General features: G+C 60.3%; 22 protein-coding genes. 9 read left to right on the top strand and 13 right to left on the bottom strand.

From position 1 onward, the window contains the following. Window positions 1–8: 8 nt before the first annotated feature. Together AC5W54_RS18290 and AC5W54_RS18285 are read right to left on the bottom strand one after the other, a co-directional pair. Window positions 9–1,544, bottom strand: coding sequence for an acyl-CoA carboxylase subunit beta (locus AC5W54_RS18290; RefSeq protein WP_495963529.1), 1,536 nt, complete (start codon window positions 1,542–1,544; stop codon window positions 9–11). 19 nt (window positions 1,545–1,563) lie between these two features. Then, on the bottom strand, window positions 1,564–2,643 hold the full coding sequence (locus AC5W54_RS18285) for a mandelate racemase/muconate lactonizing enzyme family protein (RefSeq protein ID WP_495963528.1): 1,080 nt from the start codon (window positions 2,641–2,643) through the stop codon (window positions 1,564–1,566). A 777-nt stretch (window positions 2,644–3,420) separates the two neighbouring features. Between AC5W54_RS18285 and AC5W54_RS18280 the strand changes: the two genes are divergently transcribed. The 4 genes from AC5W54_RS18280 (at window position 3,421) to AC5W54_RS18265 (ending at window position 8,597) form a co-directional block, all read left to right on the top strand. Continuing rightward, complete coding sequence (locus AC5W54_RS18280) at window positions 3,421–4,443, top strand: Bug family tripartite tricarboxylate transporter substrate binding protein (RefSeq protein WP_495963527.1); 1,023 nt, start codon at window positions 3,421–3,423, stop codon at window positions 4,441–4,443. A gap of 71 nt (window positions 4,444–4,514) precedes the next feature. After that, window positions 4,515–5,036, top strand: coding sequence for a tripartite tricarboxylate transporter TctB family protein (locus tag AC5W54_RS18275; protein ID WP_495963526.1), 522 nt, complete (start codon window positions 4,515–4,517; stop codon window positions 5,034–5,036). Then, window positions 5,033–6,526 (top strand): tripartite tricarboxylate transporter permease, encoded by a 1,494-nt coding sequence (locus AC5W54_RS18270; RefSeq protein ID WP_495963525.1) that lies wholly within the window; start codon window positions 5,033–5,035, stop codon window positions 6,524–6,526. The genes AC5W54_RS18275 and AC5W54_RS18270 overlap by 4 nt, the downstream gene beginning before the upstream one ends. Window positions 6,527–6,623: 97 nt before the next feature. Further along, window positions 6,624–8,597 (top strand): aconitate hydratase, encoded by a 1,974-nt coding sequence (locus AC5W54_RS18265; protein ID WP_495963524.1) that lies wholly within the window; start codon window positions 6,624–6,626, stop codon window positions 8,595–8,597. Between the two features lie 240 nt (window positions 8,598–8,837). Here AC5W54_RS18265 and AC5W54_RS18260 read toward each other — a convergent pair whose 3' ends face one another. The 10 genes from AC5W54_RS18260 to AC5W54_RS18215 all read right to left on the bottom strand — a co-directional run bounded on the left by AC5W54_RS18260 (window position 8,838) and on the right by AC5W54_RS18215 (window position 18,187). Then, window positions 8,838–9,080, bottom strand: a complete 243-nt coding sequence (locus AC5W54_RS18260; protein WP_495963523.1) for a hypothetical protein — start codon at window positions 9,078–9,080, stop codon at window positions 8,838–8,840. A gap of 168 nt (window positions 9,081–9,248) precedes the next feature. Then, window positions 9,249–10,682: an aldehyde dehydrogenase family protein gene (locus tag AC5W54_RS18255; protein WP_495963522.1), complete on the bottom strand. Its 1,434-nt coding sequence runs from the start codon at window positions 10,680–10,682 to the stop codon at window positions 9,249–9,251. A 134-nt stretch (window positions 10,683–10,816) separates the two neighbouring features. After that, window positions 10,817–11,563, bottom strand: coding sequence for a sulfite exporter TauE/SafE family protein (locus AC5W54_RS18250; protein ID WP_495963521.1), 747 nt, complete (start codon window positions 11,561–11,563; stop codon window positions 10,817–10,819). A gap of 80 nt (window positions 11,564–11,643) precedes the next feature. After that, the gene (locus AC5W54_RS18245; RefSeq protein ID WP_495963520.1) at window positions 11,644–13,068 is read right to left on the bottom strand and encodes an amidase; all 1,425 of its coding nucleotides are present in this window, start codon (window positions 13,066–13,068) and stop codon (window positions 11,644–11,646) included. Between the two features lie 5 nt (window positions 13,069–13,073). Further along, entirely contained in the window at window positions 13,074–13,274 is a 201-nt protein-coding gene (locus tag AC5W54_RS18240) for a hypothetical protein (RefSeq protein WP_495963519.1), read from the bottom strand. A gap of 66 nt (window positions 13,275–13,340) precedes the next feature. After that, complete coding sequence (locus AC5W54_RS18235) at window positions 13,341–14,327, bottom strand: quinone oxidoreductase family protein (RefSeq protein WP_495963518.1); 987 nt, start codon at window positions 14,325–14,327, stop codon at window positions 13,341–13,343. A 29-nt stretch (window positions 14,328–14,356) separates the two neighbouring features. Next, window positions 14,357–15,877, bottom strand: a complete 1,521-nt coding sequence (locus tag AC5W54_RS18230) for a tripartite tricarboxylate transporter permease (protein WP_495963517.1) — start codon at window positions 15,875–15,877, stop codon at window positions 14,357–14,359. Between the two features lie 42 nt (window positions 15,878–15,919). Then, on the bottom strand, window positions 15,920–16,348 hold the full coding sequence (locus tag AC5W54_RS18225) for a tripartite tricarboxylate transporter TctB family protein (RefSeq protein ID WP_495963516.1): 429 nt from the start codon (window positions 16,346–16,348) through the stop codon (window positions 15,920–15,922). 10 nt (window positions 16,349–16,358) lie between these two features. Beyond that, complete coding sequence (locus AC5W54_RS18220) at window positions 16,359–17,324, bottom strand: Bug family tripartite tricarboxylate transporter substrate binding protein (protein WP_495963515.1); 966 nt, start codon at window positions 17,322–17,324, stop codon at window positions 16,359–16,361. 179 nt (window positions 17,325–17,503) lie between these two features. Continuing rightward, window positions 17,504–18,187, bottom strand: a complete 684-nt coding sequence (locus AC5W54_RS18215) for a GntR family transcriptional regulator (RefSeq protein WP_495963514.1) — start codon at window positions 18,185–18,187, stop codon at window positions 17,504–17,506. Window positions 18,188–18,594: 407 nt separating this feature from the next. Between AC5W54_RS18215 and AC5W54_RS18210 the strand changes: the two genes are divergently transcribed. The 3 genes from AC5W54_RS18210 to AC5W54_RS18200 all read left to right on the top strand — a co-directional run bounded on the left by AC5W54_RS18210 (window position 18,595) and on the right by AC5W54_RS18200 (window position 21,573). Continuing rightward, the gene (locus tag AC5W54_RS18210; RefSeq protein WP_495963513.1) at window positions 18,595–19,704 is read left to right on the top strand and encodes a mandelate racemase/muconate lactonizing enzyme family protein; all 1,110 of its coding nucleotides are present in this window, start codon (window positions 18,595–18,597) and stop codon (window positions 19,702–19,704) included. Window positions 19,705–19,734: 30 nt separating this feature from the next. Continuing rightward, on the top strand, window positions 19,735–20,616 hold the full coding sequence (locus AC5W54_RS18205) for a TauD/TfdA dioxygenase family protein (RefSeq protein WP_495963512.1): 882 nt from the start codon (window positions 19,735–19,737) through the stop codon (window positions 20,614–20,616). A gap of 111 nt (window positions 20,617–20,727) precedes the next feature. Beyond that, a complete protein-coding gene (locus AC5W54_RS18200) occupies window positions 20,728–21,573 on the top strand; it encodes a fumarylacetoacetate hydrolase family protein (protein WP_495963511.1) in 846 nt (281 codons plus the stop codon). A gap of 204 nt (window positions 21,574–21,777) precedes the next feature. Here the strand turns inward: AC5W54_RS18200 and AC5W54_RS18195 are convergent, their stop codons facing one another. Next, window positions 21,778–22,587: a GntR family transcriptional regulator gene (locus AC5W54_RS18195; protein WP_495963510.1), complete on the bottom strand. Its 810-nt coding sequence runs from the start codon at window positions 22,585–22,587 to the stop codon at window positions 21,778–21,780. 529 nt (window positions 22,588–23,116) lie between these two features. Between AC5W54_RS18195 and AC5W54_RS18190 the strand changes: the two genes are divergently transcribed. Next, entirely contained in the window at window positions 23,117–24,646 is a 1,530-nt protein-coding gene (locus AC5W54_RS18190; RefSeq protein ID WP_495963509.1) for a tripartite tricarboxylate transporter permease, read from the top strand. After that, a complete protein-coding gene (locus AC5W54_RS18185) occupies window positions 24,643–25,095 on the top strand; it encodes a tripartite tricarboxylate transporter TctB family protein (RefSeq protein ID WP_495963508.1) in 453 nt (150 codons plus the stop codon). Before AC5W54_RS18190 ends, AC5W54_RS18185 begins: the two co-directional genes overlap by 4 nt. Window positions 25,096–25,121: the final 26 nt, after the last annotated feature.

Here is a 25,121-nt window from a genome sequence, read left to right as displayed (position 1 = left end):
ATTCACCCTTAGCTGCTGGTGGGCCAGGTTTGCATCAGGTGCTGACCGACCCCCTTGGTGCGGCGGCGGCGATGGACATCCAGCATGCGAATCAGGTAGTCCCGCGTTTCCTGGGGCTTGATGACATCATGAGCCGAGAATATGGAAGCCATGTCCCAGATCTCGATGTCCTTCTGTATTTCCGCCAGGGCCTGATCAAAACCATCGTCGCCAGGACTCAGGCCATGCACGATCTTGGTGGCGAATACCGGGTCCATGAAGCTGACCTCCGCGGTCGGCCAGGCGATCATTTCATCGTTATGCTCACCACCCCCCAGGGCAACATAGGCACGCCCGTAAGCCTTGCGAACGAGAACGGTAATCTGGGGAACCGTCGTCAGACAGGTGGCGTTCATCAGGTTCATGATGTGGCCAGGAGCCCCCTTCTTCTCCGCGCCAGTACCTACCACGAAGCCGGGGGTATCCACGAAACGCACGATCGGAATATTGAAGGAGTCACACAGGACCGTCAGGTCGATCAGCTTGCGGATAGCCTCGACCGACATGGCACCGCCACCCACCATGGGATTATTGGCAATGATACCGACGGTCTTGCCACCCAAGCGAGCGAGTGCGGCTATGGCTGGCTTGCCAAAGCGTGGCTTGAACTCCAGCAGGCTGTCCTTGTCGACGATAACCTCGAGGATCTTGTGCATGTCATAGACATGGGTACGGCTTTCCGGAAGAATCTTGAGGATGTCTTCCTGCTGGTCACCCGACCCTGCCGGAATGTCATATTCAGGCGGCAGCTCCATGTTGTTGTTGGGCATGTAACTGATGAAACGCCGAATTTCCTCCATGGCCTCTTCATCGGTGTTGACGAAGCGATCCACCAGGCCAGTCATGTCGGCGTGGATGCGCCAGCCACCCAGGTCTTCAGGGTCGACTCGCTCCCCAATGGCCATCGACACCAGGCCCGGGCTGGAGACCGACATGACGGATCCTTTCTTCATCACGGAGAAGTCGGAGCAACACATCAGCCAAGCGGACGAGCCGAATGATGTATCGAGGGCAGCAGCCGCCCAGGGGTTCTCGCGGCCGCGGCGGAACTGGGTCGTGTCGTTGCCCAGCATGGTACCCATGCCCTTGGAGCCCATGGCATCGGGCAGCCTAGCACCGGTCGACTCGCCAATGTGGATGAAGGGAATCCCCCTTTCCACGGTGGAGCGACGAATATGGCCCAGCTTCTTGGAGTTGGTGCCACCGGTGGATGCCCCCTTGACGGTAAAGTCGTTGACACAGATGCCGACGTCACGGCCATCGATCCTGCCGAAGCCGGTGATCTTGCTGTCGCGTGGCGTCTTGGCGGGGTCGAGGTTACCCCCGGATGCCGCGCCCAGGAGCCCCACCTCGATGAAGCTGTCCTTGTCGACCAGGCATGCCAGCCGCTCCTCGGCATTCAGGCTGCCCCGTTCCTTGCGTCGCTGGAGCTTCTCCTCACCACCCATGGCGCGTGCATTCTCACGCCGCCTGTCCAGCTCATTCATGATGTCTTCATGTGCCATGATCAACTCCTGCTCTTGTTCATCGTGTTTGTGAAAAATTCAGACTTTCCGTTGTGCTGTCATCCAGCCGCTGACGGTTGACACTTGGTCGATACCCCTTGGTCAGGATGATATCGCCATCCCTGAAGGTCAGTGGTGTGTCGAACAGCCGGTGGACAGGCTTGAGGAAGCCATTGAATTCGCCGGCATTGCGAATGGTGCTCTGTGCCACGCAAGCCTCCATCCAGCTGGTGATTTCACTACCTAGCCCATCGCCGAGAACGGGCTCCATGCCATGAGCCCGAACGGCGTCGAGTCCGTCCTTGAGGCCCTGCATGGAGCCAAATCGCTTGAGCTTGAGCTTGCAGAATTGAACATTCTCCAACTTACTGGCGCGCTCGATATCGGCAAGGGTGCAGATGGGCTCATCCAGCATCAGCGGTACCTTCGAAACCCGGGCGACGGCGGCATTGGCGTCCCAGTCCTCGGCCAGGCAAGGCTGCTCGAACAGCTCGATACCCTCCGGGTTCAACGAAGCAGCGAATCGGCAGCCCTGGTCCTGGTCGAAGGCTCGGTTCGCATCCAGACGCAGCGTCGCTTTTCCGGCCGTGACCTCCTGGATGGCGGCAACTCGCCTGAGATCGGCCTCGAGATCCTTGCCGACCTTGACCTTGAAGGTCTTGAACCCCTTGGCCATCAGCTCATCCAGCTCTCCCGGTATATCATCCAGGTTGGTAGAGTTGATGGGGGTGAGCAGGGGCAGATGCAGATCAGAAGGAATGTCGATCAAGTCAGTGTTGTCGAGCACTTCCAGGGCCGTGGCCAGCGCACTGGCGGCCACCTTGCTCTCGGGCATGCGCTCCTGGACGAGCTGCCTGGCCTCCCCGACGGTCATGCCCAGGATTGCCTGGCTTAGCTCCTGGCAGAACGCCCAGCCACCCACGCGGGTTTCACTGCTTGAGCCAGGCGAGATATGGCCGTCCCCGAACCCCACTCGACCATCTTCCATTGTGATTTCGACGTAATAGGGTTCGAACTCTTCAAAGGTTCGGTAGGAGAGCCGGTAAGGCACCACCAAGGGTAAGCGGAGCTTCCTTAAATTGACGGATGTGATCTTCATTCGAATGTCTCACTCTTCTACGAGAATGCAGCCCTGCAATTCGATGGGGTAAGGCCTTGCGCCCCTTGTGTCTCGGGACCCCATATCTAAGCCGTATGTCGATCTCAGCCTAGCTCGGGAGTAGTAGCTAGCGCAACCACCTTCCGTGAGGCGATGAATGAAAGAGACCTAAATTTAGACAGTATTGTCAATTAAAACAGTCGGTTAAAAATAATTCTTGAGGGCCATTTGCAAATGATTTCTTCACTCGACAGCACCTGAGATGAAGCCAGTTCCAACAGACGAATAGCCTCGAAAGCACGACCAAGGTCGCATGCGGCGCCTGCCTGAAAACACAACATGCTGGGTGAATCCTGGATAGGGTCATGACTTTTCGGCGGATCTGGCAAGCCCCCCCCCCCCCCCAGAAACCTCCCTCCTCATGGAGGAAGGTGTGAGTATAACTCCATGAAAATACAAAATGTTTTCTAGAAAACAACACGGCAATCATAGGGAAAGGTACCGTTCACTGCCAGGATGACCTACTCCTTGCAGCTTGATTTTTCCTTGAGTAGTTGCTATTGAAGTTACTACCGCCCATTGAGCGGTTGACATGCCGCATGTCTGGTTTTACTTTCCGGGGTGTGAGAGGGATGCCATCTCATGAAAAATTTAAAGAGCAGAAGTCATGCCAATAATGAATAGGTCTTTGATTTCAATAGATTTAATCGGAGTGTGCTGTCGCTTGCGCTCACCAGTCCAGACTCAACATGATTGCGTCGGCAAGGAGTATTAACGATGACAACTACAATTCTGCTTGGACGCATGGCACGCCATGCCTGTAAATTTGCAACTCCCGTCATGCTGGGTGCAATGACCCTCGGCGTCGGTTTGCATGCCAGTGCTGCTTATGCAGCTGATGACTACCCGAATCAGCCGGTCAAGTACCTCCTACATGTCTCGCCGGGTGGCGGCACGGATGTGCTGGCACGCCGGATAGCCACCGATCTCGAGGAAATCCTTGGCCAACCTTTCGTCGTGGAGAACCGTCCCGGTGGCCAGACGGGTGTTCAGCTGGCCGCCATCACCACCGCCGAACCGGATGGCTATACCATTGGATCCACGACAGCGACCCACATCGCGGTGATGAATGCCGTGTTTGACGAGTACACCATCGACTCGGTCGACTGGATCGCCGGACTGGTCACCGATCCGCCGGTCCTGGTGGTACACGAATCGGTACCCTTCGATTCCCTGGAAGGGCTGGTCGAGGAAGTCAAGGCCAACCCGGGGCAGTACAGCGTGTCCGGTACTGTCGACGGTTCTACCGGCCATATCGCATGGGCGATGTTCGCCGAGGCCGCCGGCATCACTGAGGAAGACGTCCGCTATGTGCCCTACGACAGCCAGGGCGACTCCGTCACCGCGAACGTCGGCGGCCATGTGCCGATCGGCATGGCCTGGACCGGCATCACCCGCGACCATGTAGAGGCAGGCAACCTGCGCGTGCTCGGCGTGCTGTCAGAGGACCGCGTCAGCGCCTACCCCGACACCCCGACCTTTGCCGAGGCCGGCTATGACGTCGACTCGAGCTGGCAGCAGTTCCGGGGCATCATCGGTCCCAAGGGAATTCCCGATGAGATCAAGGCGAAGCTTGCCGATGCGCTGGAGCAGATCACGCAAACCGACGATTACAAGGAGTACATCGAGAACTCCAACCTCAACAATAGGTTCATGGGGCCTGAAGAGTTTACCGAGTTCGTCAAGCGTCAGAATGAGCTGGTCGCTGAATGGGTGGAGCGCCTCGGTCTGGACGAGTAAACACGATTCCCTGTCACTGGGCGAGAGGCGTACCTTTCGCCCGGTATCTCTTGGTTTGTACGGAGAGTTCTATGAGCACTTCCACCCCCGGTGAGAAGGAAACTCCGGCTGAAAAGAATGAGTGGCATGTCTCTATCAGGAGCGAGACTGCTGATCTGGTAGCCGCCAGTCTTTTTATCCTGATTTCCATCTGGTACATCGTTCAAGCCATGGGCTTTCCAACGCGTGGTTCCGCCTGGGTCCAGGCTCATACCTTCCCGATCGGTATTGGGGCACTGGCGATTCTATCCGCCATTATGCTGGCCATCCTGGCATTTCGCAGAATCCTCACTCGGCAGAGAGATGAGGCACTGACCATCCACAAGCCCCTCACCGTGCTTATCGGCCTGATCTGTACAGTGGCATACGCTACTGTTCTGCCTTGGTTAGGTTTTTACCTGACTTCGGCAATCTTCACCACGGCATTTGGCTATGCCGCCGGCATACGGAAGGTGTGGTCGCTTGCCGCCTTGACCGTGGGCTTCCTGGTTTTCACCAAACTTATCTTTGATATGGCGTTGGGAACGCCGCTGCCGACAGGTACATGGTTATGATTGAAGGTCTGCTACAAGGCTTGATCGCCATCATCAGCATCGATGTGATTCTTGCCCTATTATTTGGCATCGCCATCGGCTACATGGTGGGCTCCCTGCCAGGATTGACCACTGCCGTCGGCATGGCCGTCGTCCTGCCCTTCACTTTTTCGATGGACCCGGTTTCCGCAATGGTCATGCTGGTTGCCATCTATGTGGCCGGCGACTATGCGGCCGCCATTCCCGGCATTCTGGTCAATGCGCCGGGGCAGCCAGCTGCCGCTATCACCGCCTTCGATGGTTACCCCATGCGCATGAAGGGGCAGGCTGGCGAAGCCTTGACACTCTCGATCCTCAGTTCAGGCTTCGGTGCCTTCGTCAGCACTCTGCTACTGATCGTCAGTGCGGCTGGGCTTGCGCATATCGCCCTGGCCTTTGGCCCGGCAGAGTATTTCGCCCTGTCACTGCTGGGCCTGGCACTCGTCACCTCGTTGGCCGCCGGTTCAATGACTCGTGCGGTTATCGGGCTGGTCATCGGCCTGATGGTGGTGACCATCGGTCTCGACCCCATCTCCGGTACCCAGCGCTATGTCTTCCACATCGGACTCATTGAGGGTGTGCCCTTCCTGCCCGCCCTGATCGGCCTCTTTGCCCTTTCAGAGGTGTTCATGATGCTGGAGCGCTCCCTGAAGTCATCCGGAGATCGCATTCACGACCTGCCGAGCCCGTGGAAGTCCATTCCCATGATCTTCCCCTATGGCAAGACACTGGGCCGCAGTTCCATCATCGGCTTCCTGATCGGGGTAGTCCCCGGCGCCGGGGCCACCATCGCCTCACTGGTCAGTTACAGCGTGTCGAAGCGTCTATCGAAGCACCCTGAAACCTTCGGTACCGGTAACCCCGAAGGGGTGGTGGCTTCCGAGACAGCCAACAATGCGGCTGGCCCAGGCGCCCTGGCACCACTGCTCTCGCTGGGCATTCCCGGTTCCGCCAGTGCCGCCATCCTGATTGGTGCCCTGATGATTCACGGCATCAACCCCGGCCCCATGCTGTTCGCGCGCAATCCCGAGATTCCGTACTCCATCTTCGTGTCCCTACTGATCGGCCTGCCCGTGATGATGCTTATCGGTCTGCTGGGAACTCGATTCTGGGTCCAGATCACACGTCTCAACCCTGCTCTGGTATCGACCGTGGTGACCAGCGTGTGTCTGTTGGGTGCCTATACGTACGATAATAATATCCTGTCGGTGTGGGTGACCGTCGTGGGCGGTATCCTGGGTTATGTCCTTCGCAAGCTGCATATCCATCCGGCTCCGATCATCCTCGCACTCGTCCTGGGAAGTATGATGGAATCCAATCTCCGTCGCGGCCTGCGTGTCTCGGGTGATGATTTCAGTTACTTCGTCAGTCAGCCTATCTCGGCGATCATCCTGTTCTGCGCATTCGCCGTTTTGATACTTCCGCTGGCGCAGTCAATGATTTCGGCACTTAGAACCGGGAAGACCGCCTGAGGCATAAACTGGCAGCTGACAACAATCCCAACATGCCATCTTTGCCCGCCTGTGCTTGAGCATGTTGGCGGGCAATTTATTCAGGAGGCTCACCTTCATGGCCGAACCGCGCACTCTGACTCAGAAGCTCATCGACAACCACCTGGTACACGGCGATGCGGCAAGACCCGGCGAGGAAGTACGCCTTGAGGTGGATCAGGTCCTGCTGCAGGATGCCACGGGGACCCTGACCATGCTGGCCCTCGATGCCATGGGGCTAGACCGGATCCAGGTCGAGACAGCCTGTCAGTATGTGGACCATAACCTGCTCCAGGCCGACTATCGCAACCGCGACGACCATATCTTCCTGCAGACCTCTGCCGCCAGGTTCGGCATACGCTTCGCTCCCCCGGGAACCGGCGTGTCCCACCCGGTCCACATGGAGCGGGTGGGGGTGCCAGGCATGCTGCTGGCTGGCTCGGATTCGCACACCTGTGCCGCCGGCTCCCTGGGCATGCTGTCCTTCGGCGCGGGGTCCATCGAAATTGCCAGCGTGCTGGCGGGCGAGCACTTGAGCATTTCGATGCCCGAGGTGATGGGCGTGCATCTGACCGGCAGGCTACCGCCTTGGGTCAGTGCCAAGGATGTCATCCTGGAGATGCTGCGGCGACACAGCGTGAAGGGGGGGACTGGCCGCATCATCGAGTACCATGGTCCAGGGGTCGCCACCTTGACTGCCATGGACCGCCACGTCATCGCCAACATGGGGGCCGAGTTGGGTGCCACCACCAGTATCTTTCCCAGTGACGCGCAGACTCGACGCTTCCTGCGCGACCATGGCCGGGAGTTGGACTGGCGTGAACTGGCCGCCGACGAGGGCGCCAGCTATGCACACACCGATGAAATCGACCTCTCCAGCCTGGAACCACTGATTGCGTTGCCGTCGAGCCCGGACAAGGTGGTACCGGTCCGCGAGGTGGTCGGAACACCAGTCCATCAATCCTATATCGGATCGTCCGCCAACCCGGGGTATCGTGATCTGGCCATCGCGGCCTTGATGGTGGAGGGTCGCCAGGTGCATCCGGAGGTCTCCTTCGACCTCAATCCGGCATCCCGTCAGGTCCTGACGGACTTGGCCACGGAGGGGTTACTGGTGCATCTGATAGCGGCCGGCGGCCGCCTCCACCAGACCGGCTGCAATGGCTGCATGGGCATGGGCCAGGTTCCGGCCACCGCACAGAACAGTCTGCGTACGACACCCCGCAACTTTCCTGGCCGCTCCGGCATTGCCGATGACCACGTCTTCCTCTGTAGCCCGGAAACCGTCACTGCCGCCGCGCTGACGGGCGAGATCACCGATCCCAGGGAACTGGCCGACAGCCTGGGGCTATGCTACCCGGAAACAGACCTGCTTCCCTCGAACCCTGTCGTGGGGGCGTCGTCGATGCTGTCGGCACTGCCCCTCGAGGAGGCTCGGAAGGTCAAGATCCAGCGTGGCCCCAATATCGCCCAACTCCCCGAGATCGAGCCGTTACCCGACAGGCTCCAGGTCACCACCCTGCTGAAGATGGGGGACGACATCTCCACCGACACCATTAACCCCGCAGGCTCGGAAGCCATGCCCTATCGCTCGAACGTACAGGCGATCAGCCAGTTCTGCTTCCGCGACCTGGCACAGGATTATCCGCAACGCGGGGTCGCTTCCCGCGAATCGGGAGGACATGCCCTGGTGGCCGGCCATAACTACGGCCAGGGTTCGAGCCGCGAGCATGCTGTGCTGGCCCCTCAATACCTGGGGCTGCGCCTGGTGCTGGCCAAGAGCTTTGCGCGTATCCATTACCAGAACCTGATCAATGCCGGCATCCTCGCACTGATGTTCCAGTATCCACAGGACCATGACCGACTGGACCAGGAGGATGTGCTGGAGGTCGTGGATGTACACGGCCAGGTCGAAGCTTCCAGGGAGGTCATCATCAGGGTACCGGGCAAGGATCTCGAGCTGCGGGCAGAGCATCGCATGTCCGAGCGCCAGCGCGATATCTTCCATGCGGGAGGGCTCATCAATTGGCTGCGGTGCAACACAGTGGCCTGAGGCTTATCGCTTGGGAAAGTGGCAAGGGAGAAGCTAGAAGCGAAACGTTGCAAGCAAGAGAGCGGAGGAGCAGGTGGCAGGAAGGAATTAGAAAGAAGAGAATAGAAACAAGCAGTTAACAAGAAATGCTGGCTGGTGTGCCTGGAGGGGGATATTCGTGATGGGTTGTGTGCTGGCCCCGGTTAGGAATTGTTGGTCCACGGGGCTGGATATCATGAGCTGGGTCATACTGCGCTTACTTCAGGGAGTGACGATATCGCCGCTGACGCGTTGCTGGGACACGTCACGCTCAGGTCGATCGAAGAACAGATCGAACACCTTGCCGATGGCGTTGGAGAACAGCCGTACGAGGGCATTGGCGGGTGCGACGCTCAAGGTATTACCTTCGGAGGAGATGGAAACGCCGTAGTCCTGGAGCCGGTACTGAGCGGCATGACGGGCAATCGCTTCGGCACTCTGAGCATCAATGCATTGAACTTTCATCTTAATAAGCTCCTTGGTGATTGTCTGTGAACGCCATGGATGATAGCAGCGAATGCTGCAACGCGTCAATGTCGACAATCCTGGCCCAGGTCATGGGCCCTCCTGGATACCACATGACAACGCCTCGACGGTGGAGACGTTGTCACACTGGCCTTGCTTGCGATTGCCCTACGCGAGACGTGAGGGGCTGATCGTGACAAGTCGTTCCTCGGTCATTTCCTCAATAGCGTATCTCGGTCCCTCGCGGCCCGTACCGCTTGCCTTGACGCCGCCGGATGGCATCTGGTCGACCCGTGCACTGGACGTTTCGTTGATGTGCAGGGAACCCACGCGAAGACGACGAGCCGCGCTCAGGCCTTCATCGAGATTGCGGGTGAAGATGCCCGCCGTGAGGCCATAAGGACTGTCGTTGGCGCCATCAATGGCCTCCTCGAGGTTATCGAAGGGCATGACGCATACCACTGGGCCGAAGACTTCTTCCCTAAAGAGGCGGCAGTCGGTTGGCACGTCGGCGAGCACGGTCGGCGTCAGTAGCGATCCCCGTCGCTCACCACCGGTGACGATGCTGGCGCCGCCATCCACGGCCTCCTGTATCCACTCGTCGACACGCTTGGCGGCATCCAGGTCGATCAGCGGGCCGATGAAGGTACCGGGATCGGTGGGGTCTCCGGCCTTGAGGGTGGCCAGTCTGTCCTTGAGCTGCGCTACCACCTCGGGGTAGACGCCACGCTGGACGAAAAGCTTCTGGATCGAGGTGCATACCTGGCCTGCCTTACGAAAGGCACTGGCGATGATCCTCGGCAGGGCCACCTCCAGGCTGGCGTCCTGGCACACGATGGTGCTGGAGATGTTACCGAGCTCCAGCGAGGTATGGCGAAGGCCGATACGCGCCCTGATTAGCTCGCCGACGGCCGTCGAGCCGGTGAAGGCATAGAAATCAACCGCCTGGTTTTCCAGCAGGCGCTTACCCACCATCTCTCCGGGCCCGTGGACCACGTTCAGATAGCCAGCCGGAAGGCCCGCATCACACAACAGCCTGGCCAGGTGGTTGGCGCACATCGGGGTCTGTTCCGCCGGTTTCAGCAACACCGCATTTCCGGCGGCGAGCGCCGGTGCGATCTTGTGGGCAACGGTGTTGAGAGGGGCATTGAAGGGCGTGATGGCGCAGACCACCCCACGCGGGACCCGTACCGTGAAACCGATCCGGTGCTCGTGACCCGGCGCCCCCTCCATCGGCACGCCTTCGCCGTGGATACGCTTGGCCTCCTCGGCACACTGCTGCAGGGTCAACACGCAGCGATCCAATTCGCTGCGGGCGTCGCCAACGGCATATCCAGTCTCGGTGATCAGGTCATGCAGGATCTGTTCATGCCGCTCCTCCATGAGCCGGGCTGCCCGGTCGAGAATGGCATAGCGCTGGTAGGCCGGAATGGGAGTGCCACGAAACGCCTTGAGTGCCGCCTCCACGGCGGCATCAACCTGCCGGTTCGAGGCCTGCTCGATCACTGCCGCAAGGGTGCCGCGATAGCGGTCATTAAGGGTTACCTGGCCAGCCTCGCCCTCGCACCACTGACCATCGATCAAGAGCCTTTCGTTGTTCATATGCCTACCTTCTCGTCTGCATTCACCGGTGCCTGCCGACATGCCCGATGGAGGGGCAGGGCAGTATCGACGGCATGGATATCAGGGGAGGTGTGGACAGGTCATCAGCGTGAACGGGCGTTGCCTGGCTGCTTTCAGCTCCCCAACCAGGGCAACAGCTCGAGCCCTCCTTTCGCCAGGGCCACAGTACCCGATATGCTGCAAAGCACCAGCAGGGCAGGACGCAGCCACGCCGGGTTGATCAGTGGCGCCAGGATTCTCGCCAGGTAGACGCCCAGAACCACGGGCACCAGCATGATCAGCGATATCGTCAGATGTTCTCCGGTGAACCGCCCTATCAACACCAGGGCAAACAACGAGGCGATCATGCCCACCAGCATGTAACCCCCGAGGTTGGCTCGAGCCTCGGGCCCGGTCGCACTCTGGTAGGCCAGGGCGATCGGCGGCCCACCGATCGCCGTCGTGGTGCCCATGAAGCCCGACATGAACCCGGCGGTGAACATGACACGCCGGGTACGCTCGACGTAGGGCGTGCGAATGCTCAGCACCACCGCCGCCAGCACACTCAAGCCCAGCAGCACTGAAAGCACCGAGGGTGAGGCAACCACCAGAACGACCATGGCCAGCAGGGTGCCGGGGACGCGGGCCACCAGGGCCAGCGTCAGCTCGCGGAACGCCAGGCCGGCGCGATTTGCCCAGACATTGAAGGCGGCGCTGGCCATACCGAAGAACAGCACCGGCCCGGGGACGAGCTCTGGGTGAATCAGGATCAGGAAGGGTGCGGCGACGATGGCCAAGCCGAAGCCGATGGTGCCCTGCACCACGGCGCCCAGCAATACCAACACCGCGATGCTCAGCATCTGGATGAGAGTCAGATCCACCTGCAGCTCCCTGTCGTGTCACGATCCATGGTTCAGCCCCTCTGCCGCGGGCCGGCCCGCCATGTTGTAAAGGCGGCCAGCTAGCCGCTGGCCACCATTTCCGGCTCCATGCGATGCCACTCGGTGAGCTGCTGATAGGCATGACCGATGGCGAGCAGGCGATCCTCATCCAGCGGCCTGCCGACCAGCTGAAAGGCGATCGGCAAGCCGCCTTGGGAAAAACCGCACGGCACACTCAAGGCGGGAAGGCCCAGGTAGTTGATCGGGCGAGTGAAGCGGGTGATGGCGGAAACGGTTTCCCCCACTGTGCCACTGCCATGGAAATCGGTTTCCGCCAGAGTCGGCACGGGTCGGCCAAGCACCGGAAGATGCAGGACATCCACCGTCGCCTTGAACGCATCGGCAACGAAGTTCCTGACGACCTCGCCGCGCAACGAGAGCGCCTCGAGATAGCGCGTCGCCGGAAGGGCCTGGCCGGCTTCCAGTCGAGTCCGCACATGATCGCTGTAGTCCTGCGGCCGCTGTTGCAGCCAGCGGCGGTGGATGGTCGAGGCTTCACCCTTGGAAAGGGTTTCACCGAGGTCATAGAGCAGTTTCGGGTCCGGCACGTCCACGTCCACCAGACGACATCCCGCCTGCTCGAGTATCTGCCTGCTGCGGGTCAGCGCCTCGGCGATCTCGTCATCCACACCTTCAGCAAAATGCCGGGTGGGAACCCCGATACGCAGTCCCTTGACGCCCTGCTCCAGGGCTGCCAGATAATCGGGGACAGGGGCATCGAGGCTTGAGCTATCCCGGGTATCGCGACCCGCGAGCACCTGCATCAGCTGTGCACAGTCCATGACCGTTCTCGCCAGCGGGCCCATGCAGTCATTGCTCCACGAACGCGGCATGGCACCGTAGCGGCTGATTCGGCCATAGGTCGGCTTGAGTCCCACCACGCCACAGCAGGCAGCCGGTACGCGAATCGAGGCACCAGTATCGGAACCCAGGGAGCCGTAACAGAGCCGCGCCGCCACGGCAGCCCCCGGGCCGCTCGAGGAACCACCCGGGATATGCTCGGTATGCCAGGGGTTGTGGACATCGCCGTAGTGCGCGTTGTGCCCGGTGGGGCCGGCGGCGAACTCCGACATGTTCAAGGCACCCAGCTCCAGCGCGCCCGCCTGGTCGAGGCGCTCCAGCACCGTTGCCGTGGTGGTGGCGGGCTGATCGGCCATGATGATGGAACCACAGGTACTGACCCGCCCCTGGCGGTAGTACATGTCCTTGTGGGCCAGCGGGATGCCGAGCAGTGGGGCCCGCTTGCCGACCTTGCGTGCCTGGTCGGCCTCATCGGCGGCCCGAAGCACCGCCTGATACTCCACTGTGAGGAAGCTGTTGACGCGGCCATCCCGGCACTCGATGGCCTCGAGGCAGGCCTCCGTCAGTTGCCGTGACGTGACACGACCGGACTCGAGCCCTTGCCTGGCCCCGAAGAGGCTCAGTCTGGAAAGATCCTGTCCCATGTTCCTCACTCCTTGCGTTGCAGTTCGAGCAGGGTGCTCAGGAAGTCGGCCGGCTGCGCATTGAAGTTGGCGGCCTGGTCATAGCATTCGCGGGTGGAGGCATTGATGGGCGCCAGCTCCTGCATCAACTCCCGAGCGCGACCGGGAGGCAGGGCGGTACCCTGGAAATGCTCGAACACGCCTTCAATGGTGGATGCTGGATCCATGATCGACTTCCTCATTATGTTGTGGTTCGACTGACCGTCGGGGCCACACGACGCCCCCGCTACGCGTCAGATCGCCAGCAGGATCTTGCCGCTGCTGGCACGTGATTCCAGGCGGCGGTGGGCTTCGGCAGCCGCCTCGAGAGGGAGCCGGCTGTCGATGGCAACCTTGAGCCGCCCGTCATGCAGCAGCTCGAAGAGGTCGTCGGCTCGCCACTGGGCTTCCCCGGCGGTGCGTCGGTAGTGCGCGAGGTGGGGGCGGGTCAGGAAGATCGAACCCGCTTCGGCGAGTTCCATGGGGGTGATGGCTTCCACGGGTCCGGAACTGGCTCCGAACAGGGCGCAGGTCCCCCGCACCTTCAGGCAGCGCAGGCTGGTGTGGATGGTGTCCTTGCCTACTGAGTCATAGACGACATCTACGCCAGCACCAGCGGTGGCCTTCTCGACCTCGGCTACCACATCCTGCTGTCGATACAGGATCACCTGGTCGGCACCGAGCGAACGAGCCAGCTCGGCCTTGGCCTGGCTACCCACCGTGGTGATGACGAATGCGCCTCGTGCCTTGGCAATCTGGATCAACAATTGGCCTACACCCCCCGCCCCGGCATGGATCAGGCAGGCATGCCCTGGCTCGAGTCTGAACAGTGAGTGGGTGAGATAGTGGCTGGTGGCACCTTGCAGCATCAGTGCCGCCGCCGTGTCGTCCGGGCACCAGTCGGGCAGCCGGATCACCTTGTCGGCGGGCACGACCGTCGATTCGGCATAGCCGCCCCTGGCCAGGCAGTAACCGACACGCATCTCGGGTTCGAGGCTCGAGACACCTGCGCCGACCGCCTCCACCACCCCCACCCCCTCGAGTCCCAGGGTGAAGGGCACCTGGGTACCGTAGGTGTGCTCGCCATGATAGAGGCCGTTTCGCATATAGACGTCGGCAAAGTTGACCCCGGCAAAGCGCTGGCGAACCAGCACCTCACCAGGGCCCGGCTCGGGAACCGGCACGGCGTCGCAATGCAACTCGTCGGCCGTCCCGTACCGGTGGATTCTCACTGCGCGCATGCGGGCATCTCCGCTCGAGGTGGTAGCCATCATCCCTGGCCCGCCGCATTCGATGCGCGACGGCCGGCAAGCTGTACCCTGGCCGCACGAATCAGCGGTGCCAGGAAGGTCACCAGCGTGATGGCCAGGATCACCGCTGTGATCGGACGCTCGACAAAGACCCACATGCCACTGTTGGAAGCGATCAGTGCTCGCCGGAAATTCTCCTCGATCAATCCACCGAGCACGATCGCCAGCACAATGGGTACCACGGAGAGCCCGGCTCGACGCAGCAGGAAGCCGAAAATACCGAGGCCGATCGCCACATAGACATCGAAGACATTGCTGCGGACGCTGAAGGCCCCCACCACGGAGAGGGTCAGAATCGTCATGACGATGAACGGCTTGGGCAGCTGTACCAGGCGCACCCAGAAGCCGACACCGAAGATACCAAAGCCAAGCATGAAGATATTCGCCAACCCGAGGGCAAGGAAAATGAAGTAGACAAGCCCTGGGTCCTCCACGAACAGGCTTGGCCCCGGCGTTACCCCGTGCAGCATCATGGCGCCTAGCAGGACCGCGGCGGTCGCGGAGCCGGGAATGCCGAACGCCAGCAGAGGTACCAGGGCAGAGCTGACCGTGCCGTTGTTACTGGACTCCGCTGCAGCCAGCCCCTCTTCCGAGCCCTTGCCGAAGGCTTCCGGCGTGCGGGAGAAGCGACGTGCCTCGTTGTAGCCGATCCAGTTGGCCGCTGCCGCCCCCGCCGCCGGAATCGCGCCCAGGATGGCGCCAACCACGGAGCCAATGCACATGGCTCGGCTGATCTTGCGCAATGCCCCCCAGCCTAGCGAGAAGGCAAAGAATCTCGGTTTGTGGATGGTGGCATTGCGATCGTCCTTTTCGGCGATCAGGGAGAGCGCCTCGGAAATGGCAAAAAGGCCAACCAGTGCGGGAATATAGGGCACCCCTTCGATCAGGTTAATGTTGCCGAAGGTAAAGCGCGGAAAGCCGGTGAACGGATCGATGCCGATAGTGGTGATCAATAACCCGAAAATGGCCAGGATGAAACCGCTGAGGAACATCCCTTGGACCAGGCTGGAAATGATCGCCACCCCTAGTAAACCCAAGGCGAAGTACTCCGGCGCGCCGAAGTTCAGCGCAAACTCAGCGAGTGGGACGGCAAGGAAGATCAGCGCCACCGTTCCCGCCAGGCCACCAATGACAGACGCCGTGATGGAAATGCTCAAGGCCCGGTCCAGCTTCCCGCTTTGGGTCATCGGAAACCCGTCAAGCACTGTGGCGGCAGATGCGGGGGTACCCGGTACACCGATGGTGATGGCGGTGATAGAACCAGCGTAGGTGGCCGCCGTGTAGAGCCCGAGGAGCGCACCGATGGCGACCTCCATGGGCAATGCGAAGGTGGCCGAGACCAGCAGTGCGGTGCCCGAGGTGGCATCCAGGCCCGGCGTGACGCCGAAGGACATGCCGATCATCACGCCGATGAGCACCCCAAGCAGAATGGTAGGCTGTGCCAGGATATCGGCGCCAGCCATCAACCCTTCGATTATCATGAAGCCTCCCGACGAGGAAATATCCCGGGGGAACCCAGCCTGTCAGAGGCGGGAAAGTGGGATACTGAGGAGTTGATCGAAGATCGCCCAGAGCACGACCGGCATGACCAGGCTGAAGACTCCGTTGACCACCAGGCGTTGCGAGCCGATGGCCCACAAGCCGATGTACAGCGCCACAGGCAGCACGTAGAAGAAACCGAAGCGGCTCGATGCCCATACCGTACTTCCCATGCCCAGTGCAAACAGAGCCGCCAGCCCAACATTACCTAGTGGCACCTTCCTGGCACGTCCCCACGAGATCAGGGTATCCACCACGATCAGCGTCATCATGACGATGGCCAGCCACATGGGGAACACGGCGGGACCGATGTCATGGGCGGACAATGGCCTTGGAAACGCCTGGGTCGTCCAGATGAACAGGGCCCCCATCGCGAAGAGGCAGACATAGATGATGTGGACCAGCGGAACCATCACAGTACCCTCACTCGTTATCTTCGATCATGCCAAGCTGGATCAGCACTGCACGATCCGATTCCGCTTGTTCTTCCAGCAGGGCCGCGAAGTCTTGCCGAGTCATTCTCCCCGACAGGGTCGAAGTCTCCTTCAGGTACTGCTGGAAACCTTCGGTCTGCACGGCCTGATCCATGATCTCGTAGAGGGCATCGACAATCTCATCCGGGGTGTCCCCATGCACGAAGGTACCGCGCCAGTGGTAACGCGTCAGGTCCAGACCTTCTTCGGCGAAGGTCGGTACATCCGGATAGGCATCGAGGCGATCTTCAGCGGTGTGGGCCAGGACCTGGGTGCGATCCTGGAAGCGACCATAAATGGCGATGTTGCTCATGGCCGCCTCGAGGTCACCGGACATCACATCGGCAACCGCATCGGCGCCACTGTTGTATTGCACCCAGCGAACATCCACGCCGGCCTGATCGGCCATTGCCAGGGTGGAAAGCTGGTGTGGTGAGCCGGTGCCATAGCCACCGATGCGAACCTCCTCGCCACGCTCACGCATGTCCGAAAGCAGATCATCGAGGCTCGAATAGTCACCATCCCGCTTTACATACAAGGCAAACGGATCGAGCTGAACACGATACAATGGTGTCAGGTCACGCCAGTCATGGGCTGCGCCAGGAAGCTGCAGCGTTGCGGTAATACCGGTGGCATCAGTATGGATAGTGTAGCCATCCGCCGGCTGGCCCTTGAGGTAGGAAATGGCAACCTGACCGCTGCCCCCAGGGCGACCCTCGACGACGACCGGCACACCGGCGATCTCTTCCATATGTTGTGCGAGATTGCGCATCATCACGTCAATGGGGGCGCCAGGGCTCGAGGTGTGCACGACTTTGATGGGCTGGTCGGGATACTCGGCCAGGACGGGAGAGATCATGGCCAGCGAGGTGGCCCCGATCACGTATGCCCCAAGAATTTTCTTTAGGTTGAGCATGATTTTCTCCAGTGCAATATATTGTATTTGTTGGCTTAACTGCCACATTCGGTGGCTAGATGGTTATGCCTTACAACACCCTCCTTTAACGTGGATTTGTTTTAGTAGCCTCTTTTGAAACTACTTCGTGCAAGACCTCAGTGTAGCACCGATACCGACGGTGACAACGCCGAAGTCCGTCATAGCCCTATCAGCGCCGAGCGGGACACAGCTTCCGCCGTTCTCCGGAAGTGCTCGGTCATTAGCGCACAGGCGGCTTCACTGTCGCGGGAGAGCGTGGCCGTCATGATGGCCTTGTGTTCCTCCGGAACGGGCCTGTCGCTGTTCTTCATGGATAGCGCGATCCGACGGTAGCGCTCACTCTGGTCGAACAGGTTTTCACGATTGGATTGCAGCCAGTCCGAGTCGCAGGCGGATACCAATGCCGTATGGAACTCCTTGTGGCGCACTTCCCACTCCTCGCCCGGCGAGGCCAGCAGCAGGCGACTGTCGAGCTTCGAGAGTCGATAGAAGGCGGCCATGATGGCCGCCTCCCAGGCATCGTCACCCTTGTCGATCGACTGCCTGAGTGCGTGGCATTCAAGCAAGATGCGCATTTCCGTGATATCGAACAGCTCGGAACGCGACACCCTGCCCACTCGAAAGCCTCGACGCCCCTCCGCATGCACCAGCCCATCCCCCGTGAGACGAGACAACGCCTCCCGAATCGGGCTCGCCCCAGTGCCATAGAGCCCTTTCAAATGCTCGACACGCAGCTTGAAACCCGGCTTGAGCTTGCCATTGAGGATATCCATGCGAAGCGCCGCATATGCCTGGTCGGTCAGCGTTACCGATGCCTGTGTCAGGGTACTGGTGGAATCCATGGGGTAGTTGAACCTTGCTGAGAGCATCTGATTTTGTCGATAATATCGTATCGACTCGACAAACTGTCAAGCCTGTCATCCTGATGCTCTACGTCCCTAGCACCATGCATGGCCGAAAATCGCGTCGAATTCACGCCTGATAAATAACACCAACTAACTGTTTTATATAGATATATAATAGAGACAAGCGTCGACCCCGGCTCTTGAGACGAGCGTACCGAAAGACTTTATCGACAAAAATAATATTATCGATAAAGTTGACATTCAGCGACAGGATTTCTAGACTGTCACCAAATTGTGCATCGAGACGTCGGCGATGGAGGTTTCATGGTTCCCGCCTGAACACCTGCCTCGATGCGCCCCAGGGGGTGAAATTCACCCATGCCGCACCAAGGGGAGGAGTGACGGTGACCGAGACTCAGGGAGAAGTGCCTGGCTCCACACAAGAAGTGCGAGCCGCGCGGGCTTACTGGCTACGTGTGCCGCTCAAGGTACCCTACGAAAATGCGCTCTGCCGACTCGAGAGTTTCGATGTCATGGTGATCAAGCTCGTCGATGGCGAAGGTCGTGTCGGCTGGGGTGAGGCCTGCCCTGTCACGGGCTACTCTCCGGAAACGCCTGAACAGGCCTGGCACTGGATAAGCCAACAGTTGCCCGGCATCGTTGGCGCCCCCCCCAAGGCGCTGCACGAGTTGCTCGATGCATCGCTGGCGAAATATCCGTTCGAGGTGTCAGCGGTCCACGAAGGGTTGGCCGACCTCGCCAGGAGTCCGCTACTCCACCGTGATGCTCCCCCTGCGGTGAGGCTGCTGGGCACGGTGAACACGCTCGACAAGCAGGTGGCGCCCGATGTGGCCCGCCGGCTCCTGGAGGACGGCTACACCACACTCAAGGTCAAGGTGGGCTATGACCCCCGTGAGGATGCCGAGCGGGTCTGTCGCATTGCCGAAGCCGCGGAGGGCAAGGCACGACTGCGAATGGATGCCAACCAGGGGTACAGCCTGGCGGATGCCATCGACTTCGCCCAGCGCGTTCCCGCGGATGCCGTCGAGGTGTTCGAGCAGCCGGTGCCCGCCGACCGCTGGGACCAGTTGGAAGCAATCGGCCGCCTGAAGCTGCTCCCGCTGATGCTCGACGAATCGATCTACGACGACTCGGACATCCGCCGCGCCGCCACTCTCGATGGCGTGGCAGCCGTCAAGCTCAAGATGAGCAAGTCAGGTGGCCCCCAGGGCCTAGCGGACCAGGTATCGCTGTGCCGATCATTGGGCCTCGATGTGGTCGTCGGCAATGGTGTCGCCAGTGACCTTGGGTGCTTCCACGAAGCAGTCTGCTTCGGCCAACTGGGCCTCGACACGGCTGCCGAGATGAATGGCTTCCTGAAGACCACCGACAGCCTGCTCGATACCCCGCTGACCGTGCACCAAGGCAGACTCGAGCTGCCGGACCCACGCACAGTCGCCGTTGACCAGGAGCGACTGGCTTCCTTGGCCATCGACACACGCGAGTTCTCATGACTCAAGAGGCAACCAGCTAAGAGGTGTCCCATGACAACGACAACGATGAACACTGTGACCATAACACCCTCAGGCGCCGCTCTCGGGGCGGACATTACCGGCGTTGACCTGTCCAGGCCGCTTACCGATGATCAGGTTGCCGCCATTGTCGATGCCTGGCACCAGAACCTCGTGTTGCGCTTTCGTGGCCAGTCCCTGTCCGACGCGGACCTAATCCGGTTCAGCAAGCATTTTGGCGAGCTTGACCTGGCGCCGATCTCGAGCTCCGGCAAGCGTGAAATCCCCGAGTATCCCGAGATCGTGGTGATCTCCAACGTGAAGGAAGGGGGGCGCTCCATCGGCAGCCTCGGCAATGCGGAAGCCGAGTGGCATACCGACATGTCCTATGTGGAGATGCCTCCCAAGATGAGCTGCCTCTATTCGCTGGAGGTGCCCGAACAGGGTGGCAATACCAGCTTCCTGAACATGTATGCCGCCTACGAGGCGCTGCCGAACGACCTGAAGCAGGCCATCACCGGCAAGCGCTGCAAACACGATATCAGCCGCAACAGCGCGGGAGAGGTGCGCAAAGGGTTCGAGGAGTACGCTAATGAATCCGATCCACGCAAGATCCCCGGCACCTACCACCCGCTGGTTTGCACCCACCCCATGACCGGCAGACAGTGCCTGTATCTCGGCCGGAGGGGCAATGCCCATATCGAAGGCCTTGATGTCGAGGAGAGTGAAGCGCTGCTCGACAAGTTGTGGGCCCATGCGATCGCGCCAGAATTCCGCTGGGACCAGGTCTGGCAGGCAGGTGACCTTATCCTCTGGGATAACCGCTGCACCATGCATCGCCGAGACGCCTTCGACGATAGTGCGCGCCGCATCATGCACCGTACTCAGGTAAAGGGTGAAGCCCGCCCGGCGTGATCATTGCCCGCCAGCGCCACTGGCGAGCCCCATCACCATGCACCGTGGGGAACAGGTCCATGCCGTCATGGCCCCCGTGCCCCTATCAGAGATAAACATCAGGAGGATGCCATGCGTCTGCTGCGTTTTGGCCCGCCCGGTAGCGAAAAGCCCGGGTTATTGGACACCGACAACACGATCCGTGACCTTTCAGACGTCATCGATGACATCACCCCCGCCAACCTGTCGGACGAGACACTCATGCGACTCGGCCAACTGGACCCGGCGAGCCTGCCCATCGTCGATGATACGCAACGCCTGGGCCCCTGCGTTTCCGGCAGCGGAAAATATCTCTGTGTTGGCCTGAACTATTCGGACCACGCCGAGGAGTCGGGCATGACTCCCCCTGCTGAGCCTATCCTGTTCATGAAAGCTACCAGCGCCATCGTTGGCCCGGATGATGACATCATTCTGCCGCGCCGTTCAGAGAAGAGCGACTGGGAGGTGGAACTGGGTATCGTCATCGGGAGCGAGGCGAGGTATGTTTCCGAGCAGAATGCGCTCGATTATATCGCCGGCTATTGCGTACTCAACGACCTTTCCGAGCGCGCCTTTCAGCTGGAGCATTCCGGCCAATGGGTAAAGGGTAAGTCGGCCGATACCTTCGGTCCTGTGGGGCCCTACCTTGTGACCCGTGATGAAGTGCCGGAGCCCAACAACCTGCGCCTCTGGCTCGAGGTCGATGGCAAGCGGTATCAGGATGGCACGACCGCAAACATGATCTTCAAGGTGCCCTACCTGGTAAGCTATATCAGCCAATTCATGACCTTGATGCCCGGCGACATCATCGCCACCGGCACCCCGGCAGGCGTCGGCATGGGCCAGTCACCCAAGGTTTACCTGCAGGAGGGGAATATCATGCGCTTGGGTGTTGAAGGGCTGGGTGAGCAGGCCCAACGGGTAGTAAGTTCGCGCTAGCCCGGTAGGCTATATCGGATCGCCGTCTGCCCGGGCGGTCATCGTTGGCATCGTGCCTATGATCGTGGTGGCAGTGCGTCTGCGGTGCTGAGGCAGGTCATCCCGAATGGTGGCGTGAGCCTGCTGACTGCGGATACCGCTCCGCCTCTGGCGGGAACGGCGGAGCCGGCAAGCAGGGGTCGGTGAGAGCAGGGGCAAAGGGCGCTAACGAATCTCGGTCTTGTAACTGAAGCGGTCGGCCCTTCCCTTGGTGGTCCGCACCTCCACGATCCGGTCACCCTTCGTGTACGTCATCCGCTTGAGGACAACGACGGGCGTCCCTTCGGCGATGCCGATCATCTTGGCGGTCTGGGCATCAGCGGCATCGGCAGTGAGTGTTTCCTGGGCCCGCACGATCGGGATGCCATATTTATCGAGTACCAAGGCATAAAGATAGTCGGGAATGTGGATGCTTTCGTCCTCGAGCCCTGGTACCACGGTGGCCGGCCACCAGGAGTATTCCACCAGAATGGGCTGGTCTCCTATCGAGCCCAGCCGCTCAATGTACACAAGTTCCGAACCTTCTGCTACGCCAAGCCGTCGGCAGATATCCGTGGGACCGGGTTGCCGGCGGCGAGAAGTGGTTTCCTTATGAATGCGAATCGAGCGACCTTCCGCATCGCCGTAGGAAAAGAAACGAAACAGGCTTTTTTCGAAGTCGACCCGGGAGACGTAGGTCCCTTTTCCCTGGTGCCTGAACAGCAACTGCTCCCAGACGAGGTTGGTGATGGCCTTCTTGACGGTGCCGGGACTCACGCCCAAGGCTTTCGCCAGTTGGGATTCAGACGGGATCAGATCACCCGGGGTCAAATGGCCCGTAGTGATGAGATTCCGAATATGGTCCTCGACCACACGATAAAGTGGCTTGCCTTGAGTCGCTTCAAGGGGTGTTGCAGTGAACAGGCTCAGCCGATCAGCCTCGGCTGCTGTCTCCATATCCACGGCGCTTTCCTCACGTTTCGCATCCAGCTGCATGGTCTTCGGCTCCCGTCAAGGCTGTCATCCCGCTGTGTCGGGCGTGATGCCGTCATGTGGATACATCTATCGTACACCACAGATCCCTTGGCGATGGTTGTCAAATGGGTCCCGCTGCGGTGTGCGGTTTCCCGATGCGGCAACACCCGTCCTTCCGAATATCGGATTTGTTGCGAAATGTATCTCGATCGGGTGCTCGCTGGCACCTCGCGGCCCAGACCTGTCGGGCTCGATCTGCTCCTGGCCTCAGTATTCGTGTGGCGTTTTGTATCCATTGGCCAGATCGATTCGGTCCACGTCAGTGCCTGTCAAATGGTTTTAAAAACATGCAATTGTCTTCTATACGGGCTGTCTTGCCGGCTTCGTCCGGCTGCACTTTCACGGTCGAAAGGGCCACTTCGCCGTTTGACAGCCTTGCATCCCTAGTCTAGTACATTATGTAGGTTATGTATATGACTAGGTAACAGCAGTTCCTCATATAACAAGTAACGCCCGATGGAGCTTGGGCAACCAGAGGAGGAGTGGTCTCGTGGAGTTATTCCAATACCTACCCCAGGTCCTGAGCGGCTGGAACCTGATGATACTCATCGCCGGGACCGTCGTCGGGTTGTTGCTTGGGGCGACCCCAGGTCTCAGTCCCACCATGGCAGTGGCCTTGCTCATTCCCTTCACCTTCCAGATGGATGCCACTTCCGGCCTGATCCTGCTGGGGGTGTTGTATACCGCAACAGTGGCAGGTGGAGCAGTGAGCGCCATCCTGGTGAACATACCCGGCGCGCCGGCCAACATCGCGACGATGCTGGACGGCCATCCGATGGCCAAGAATGGCCGCGCCACGGAGGCGCTGCATTATTGCTTCATCAGCTCAGGGGTCGGCGGCGTGATCGGCGTGCTGGTCCTGATCTTCTTCACTCCATTGCTGGCCGGCTTTGCGTTGCGCTTCGGGCCCTCGGAGCTCTTCTGGATCGCCATCCTCGGCATCACCGTCATCGGCTCGCTGGGCAGCACTTCGGTGCTCAAGGGGCTCCTGGCCGGCGCCGTTGGTATCTGGATCTCGCTGATCGGTTTCAATCCGGTCGCAGGCACCGAGCGATTCGTGTTCACGGAGCATCTTCAGGGCGGGGTGACCATCATTCCCGCGCTCATCGGCCTCTTCGCGATTCCGCAGGTCTTCCAGATGGTCGAGGACGCCCGGCGCGGTCGCGGCGGGGAGGTCTTCGGCATGGAGCATCGTCCTATCTGGACTTCGATCGTCTACAACCTGTCGCGGGTGCGAGCCCTGGGCATCGGTAGCGTGATCGGGACGCTGGTGGGTCTGATCCCCGGTGCCGGTGGGCAGATCGCCGGCCTGATCGCCTACGACCAGAACAAGAAGTTCAGCCGCAACCCCGATGCCTTTGGCAAGGGCGAGCCGGAAGGGGTCATTGCCTCGGAGAGTGCGAATAACTCCATGGTCGGCGCTTCCCTGGTCCCCATGTTATCGCTCGGTATTCCTGGAAGCCCCACCGCCGCCGTACTGCTGGGTGGGTTGCTGATCCAGGGGTTGTTCCCCGGCCCGGACCTGTTCACCCAGCACGCCTCTGTTGCCTGGACCTTCATGGGCGCTCTGCTGGTCAGCCAGGTACTGATGGTGGTCTTCGGTCTCTATATCAGCCGGTTCAGCAAGTACGTGATCCGGATCCCCAAGCAACACATGGCGGCCGCGGTGGCCATTCTGGCTGTCTTTGGCACCTACAGCGTTCAGAACAGCGTTTCCGATGTGATCATCATGATGACCATGGGCTGTGCGATGTACTTCGCCATGCGCTTTGGTTTCGGCCCGGGGCCCGTCGTGCTTGGCATCATCCTGGGGCCGATCGCGGAAACCAACTTCCTGCAGGGGCAGATGCTCGGTCAGGCGATGGATGGCACCTTCCAGTATTTCTTCACCGGCGGCATCAACCTGCTGCTGATCACCCTCTGCGTGCTGTCGATCGGCTATAGCATCGTCACGGAGTTCAAGGTGCGCGCACGCCATCGTCGTCAGTCCACCGGACGTACCCTGGAGGTGAAATCATGACCACTCACCGCAAGCATCGGTTGACCGCAGTGGGGGCTCTGCTGGTGGCAGTGGGCCTGGCGACCGCGTCGTTCATGCCCAATGTATCGGGCTACGAGTTCCCGCAGATCACCGCCATGGTGGCCGTGGCGATCGCCGCGATCCTGGTGCTGCTGGCCCTGGTGCCGAAGCAACCGGTCACCGCGGCCGATGAAGAGTCGATCCCGTGGGGTGGCATCTGGCCGCTACTGCTGATTCTCGTCGGCTTTCTGCTGCTCATGGGGTGGCTGGGATTCTTCGCGACGTCCTTCATCGCCTTTTTCCTGATCACCCTGATCTACTCCCCGCAACACATCAGCTTGCGTGGAGCCCTCAAAGGCGCCGTCATCGCGGGCCTTTTCCTAGGAGTGCTGTATCTCATATTTGTCACTCTGCTTCGAGTCCAGATTCCTGATGGGATCCTGGTCTAGACACCGAAAGACATAACAATTCCCGA

The sequence above is a fragment of the Halomonas sp. LMYGS-3 genome, assembly GCF_059509875.1.
Note: the sequence above shows the minus strand (reverse complement) of the source record. Positions and strands in the feature narration are given on the sequence as shown.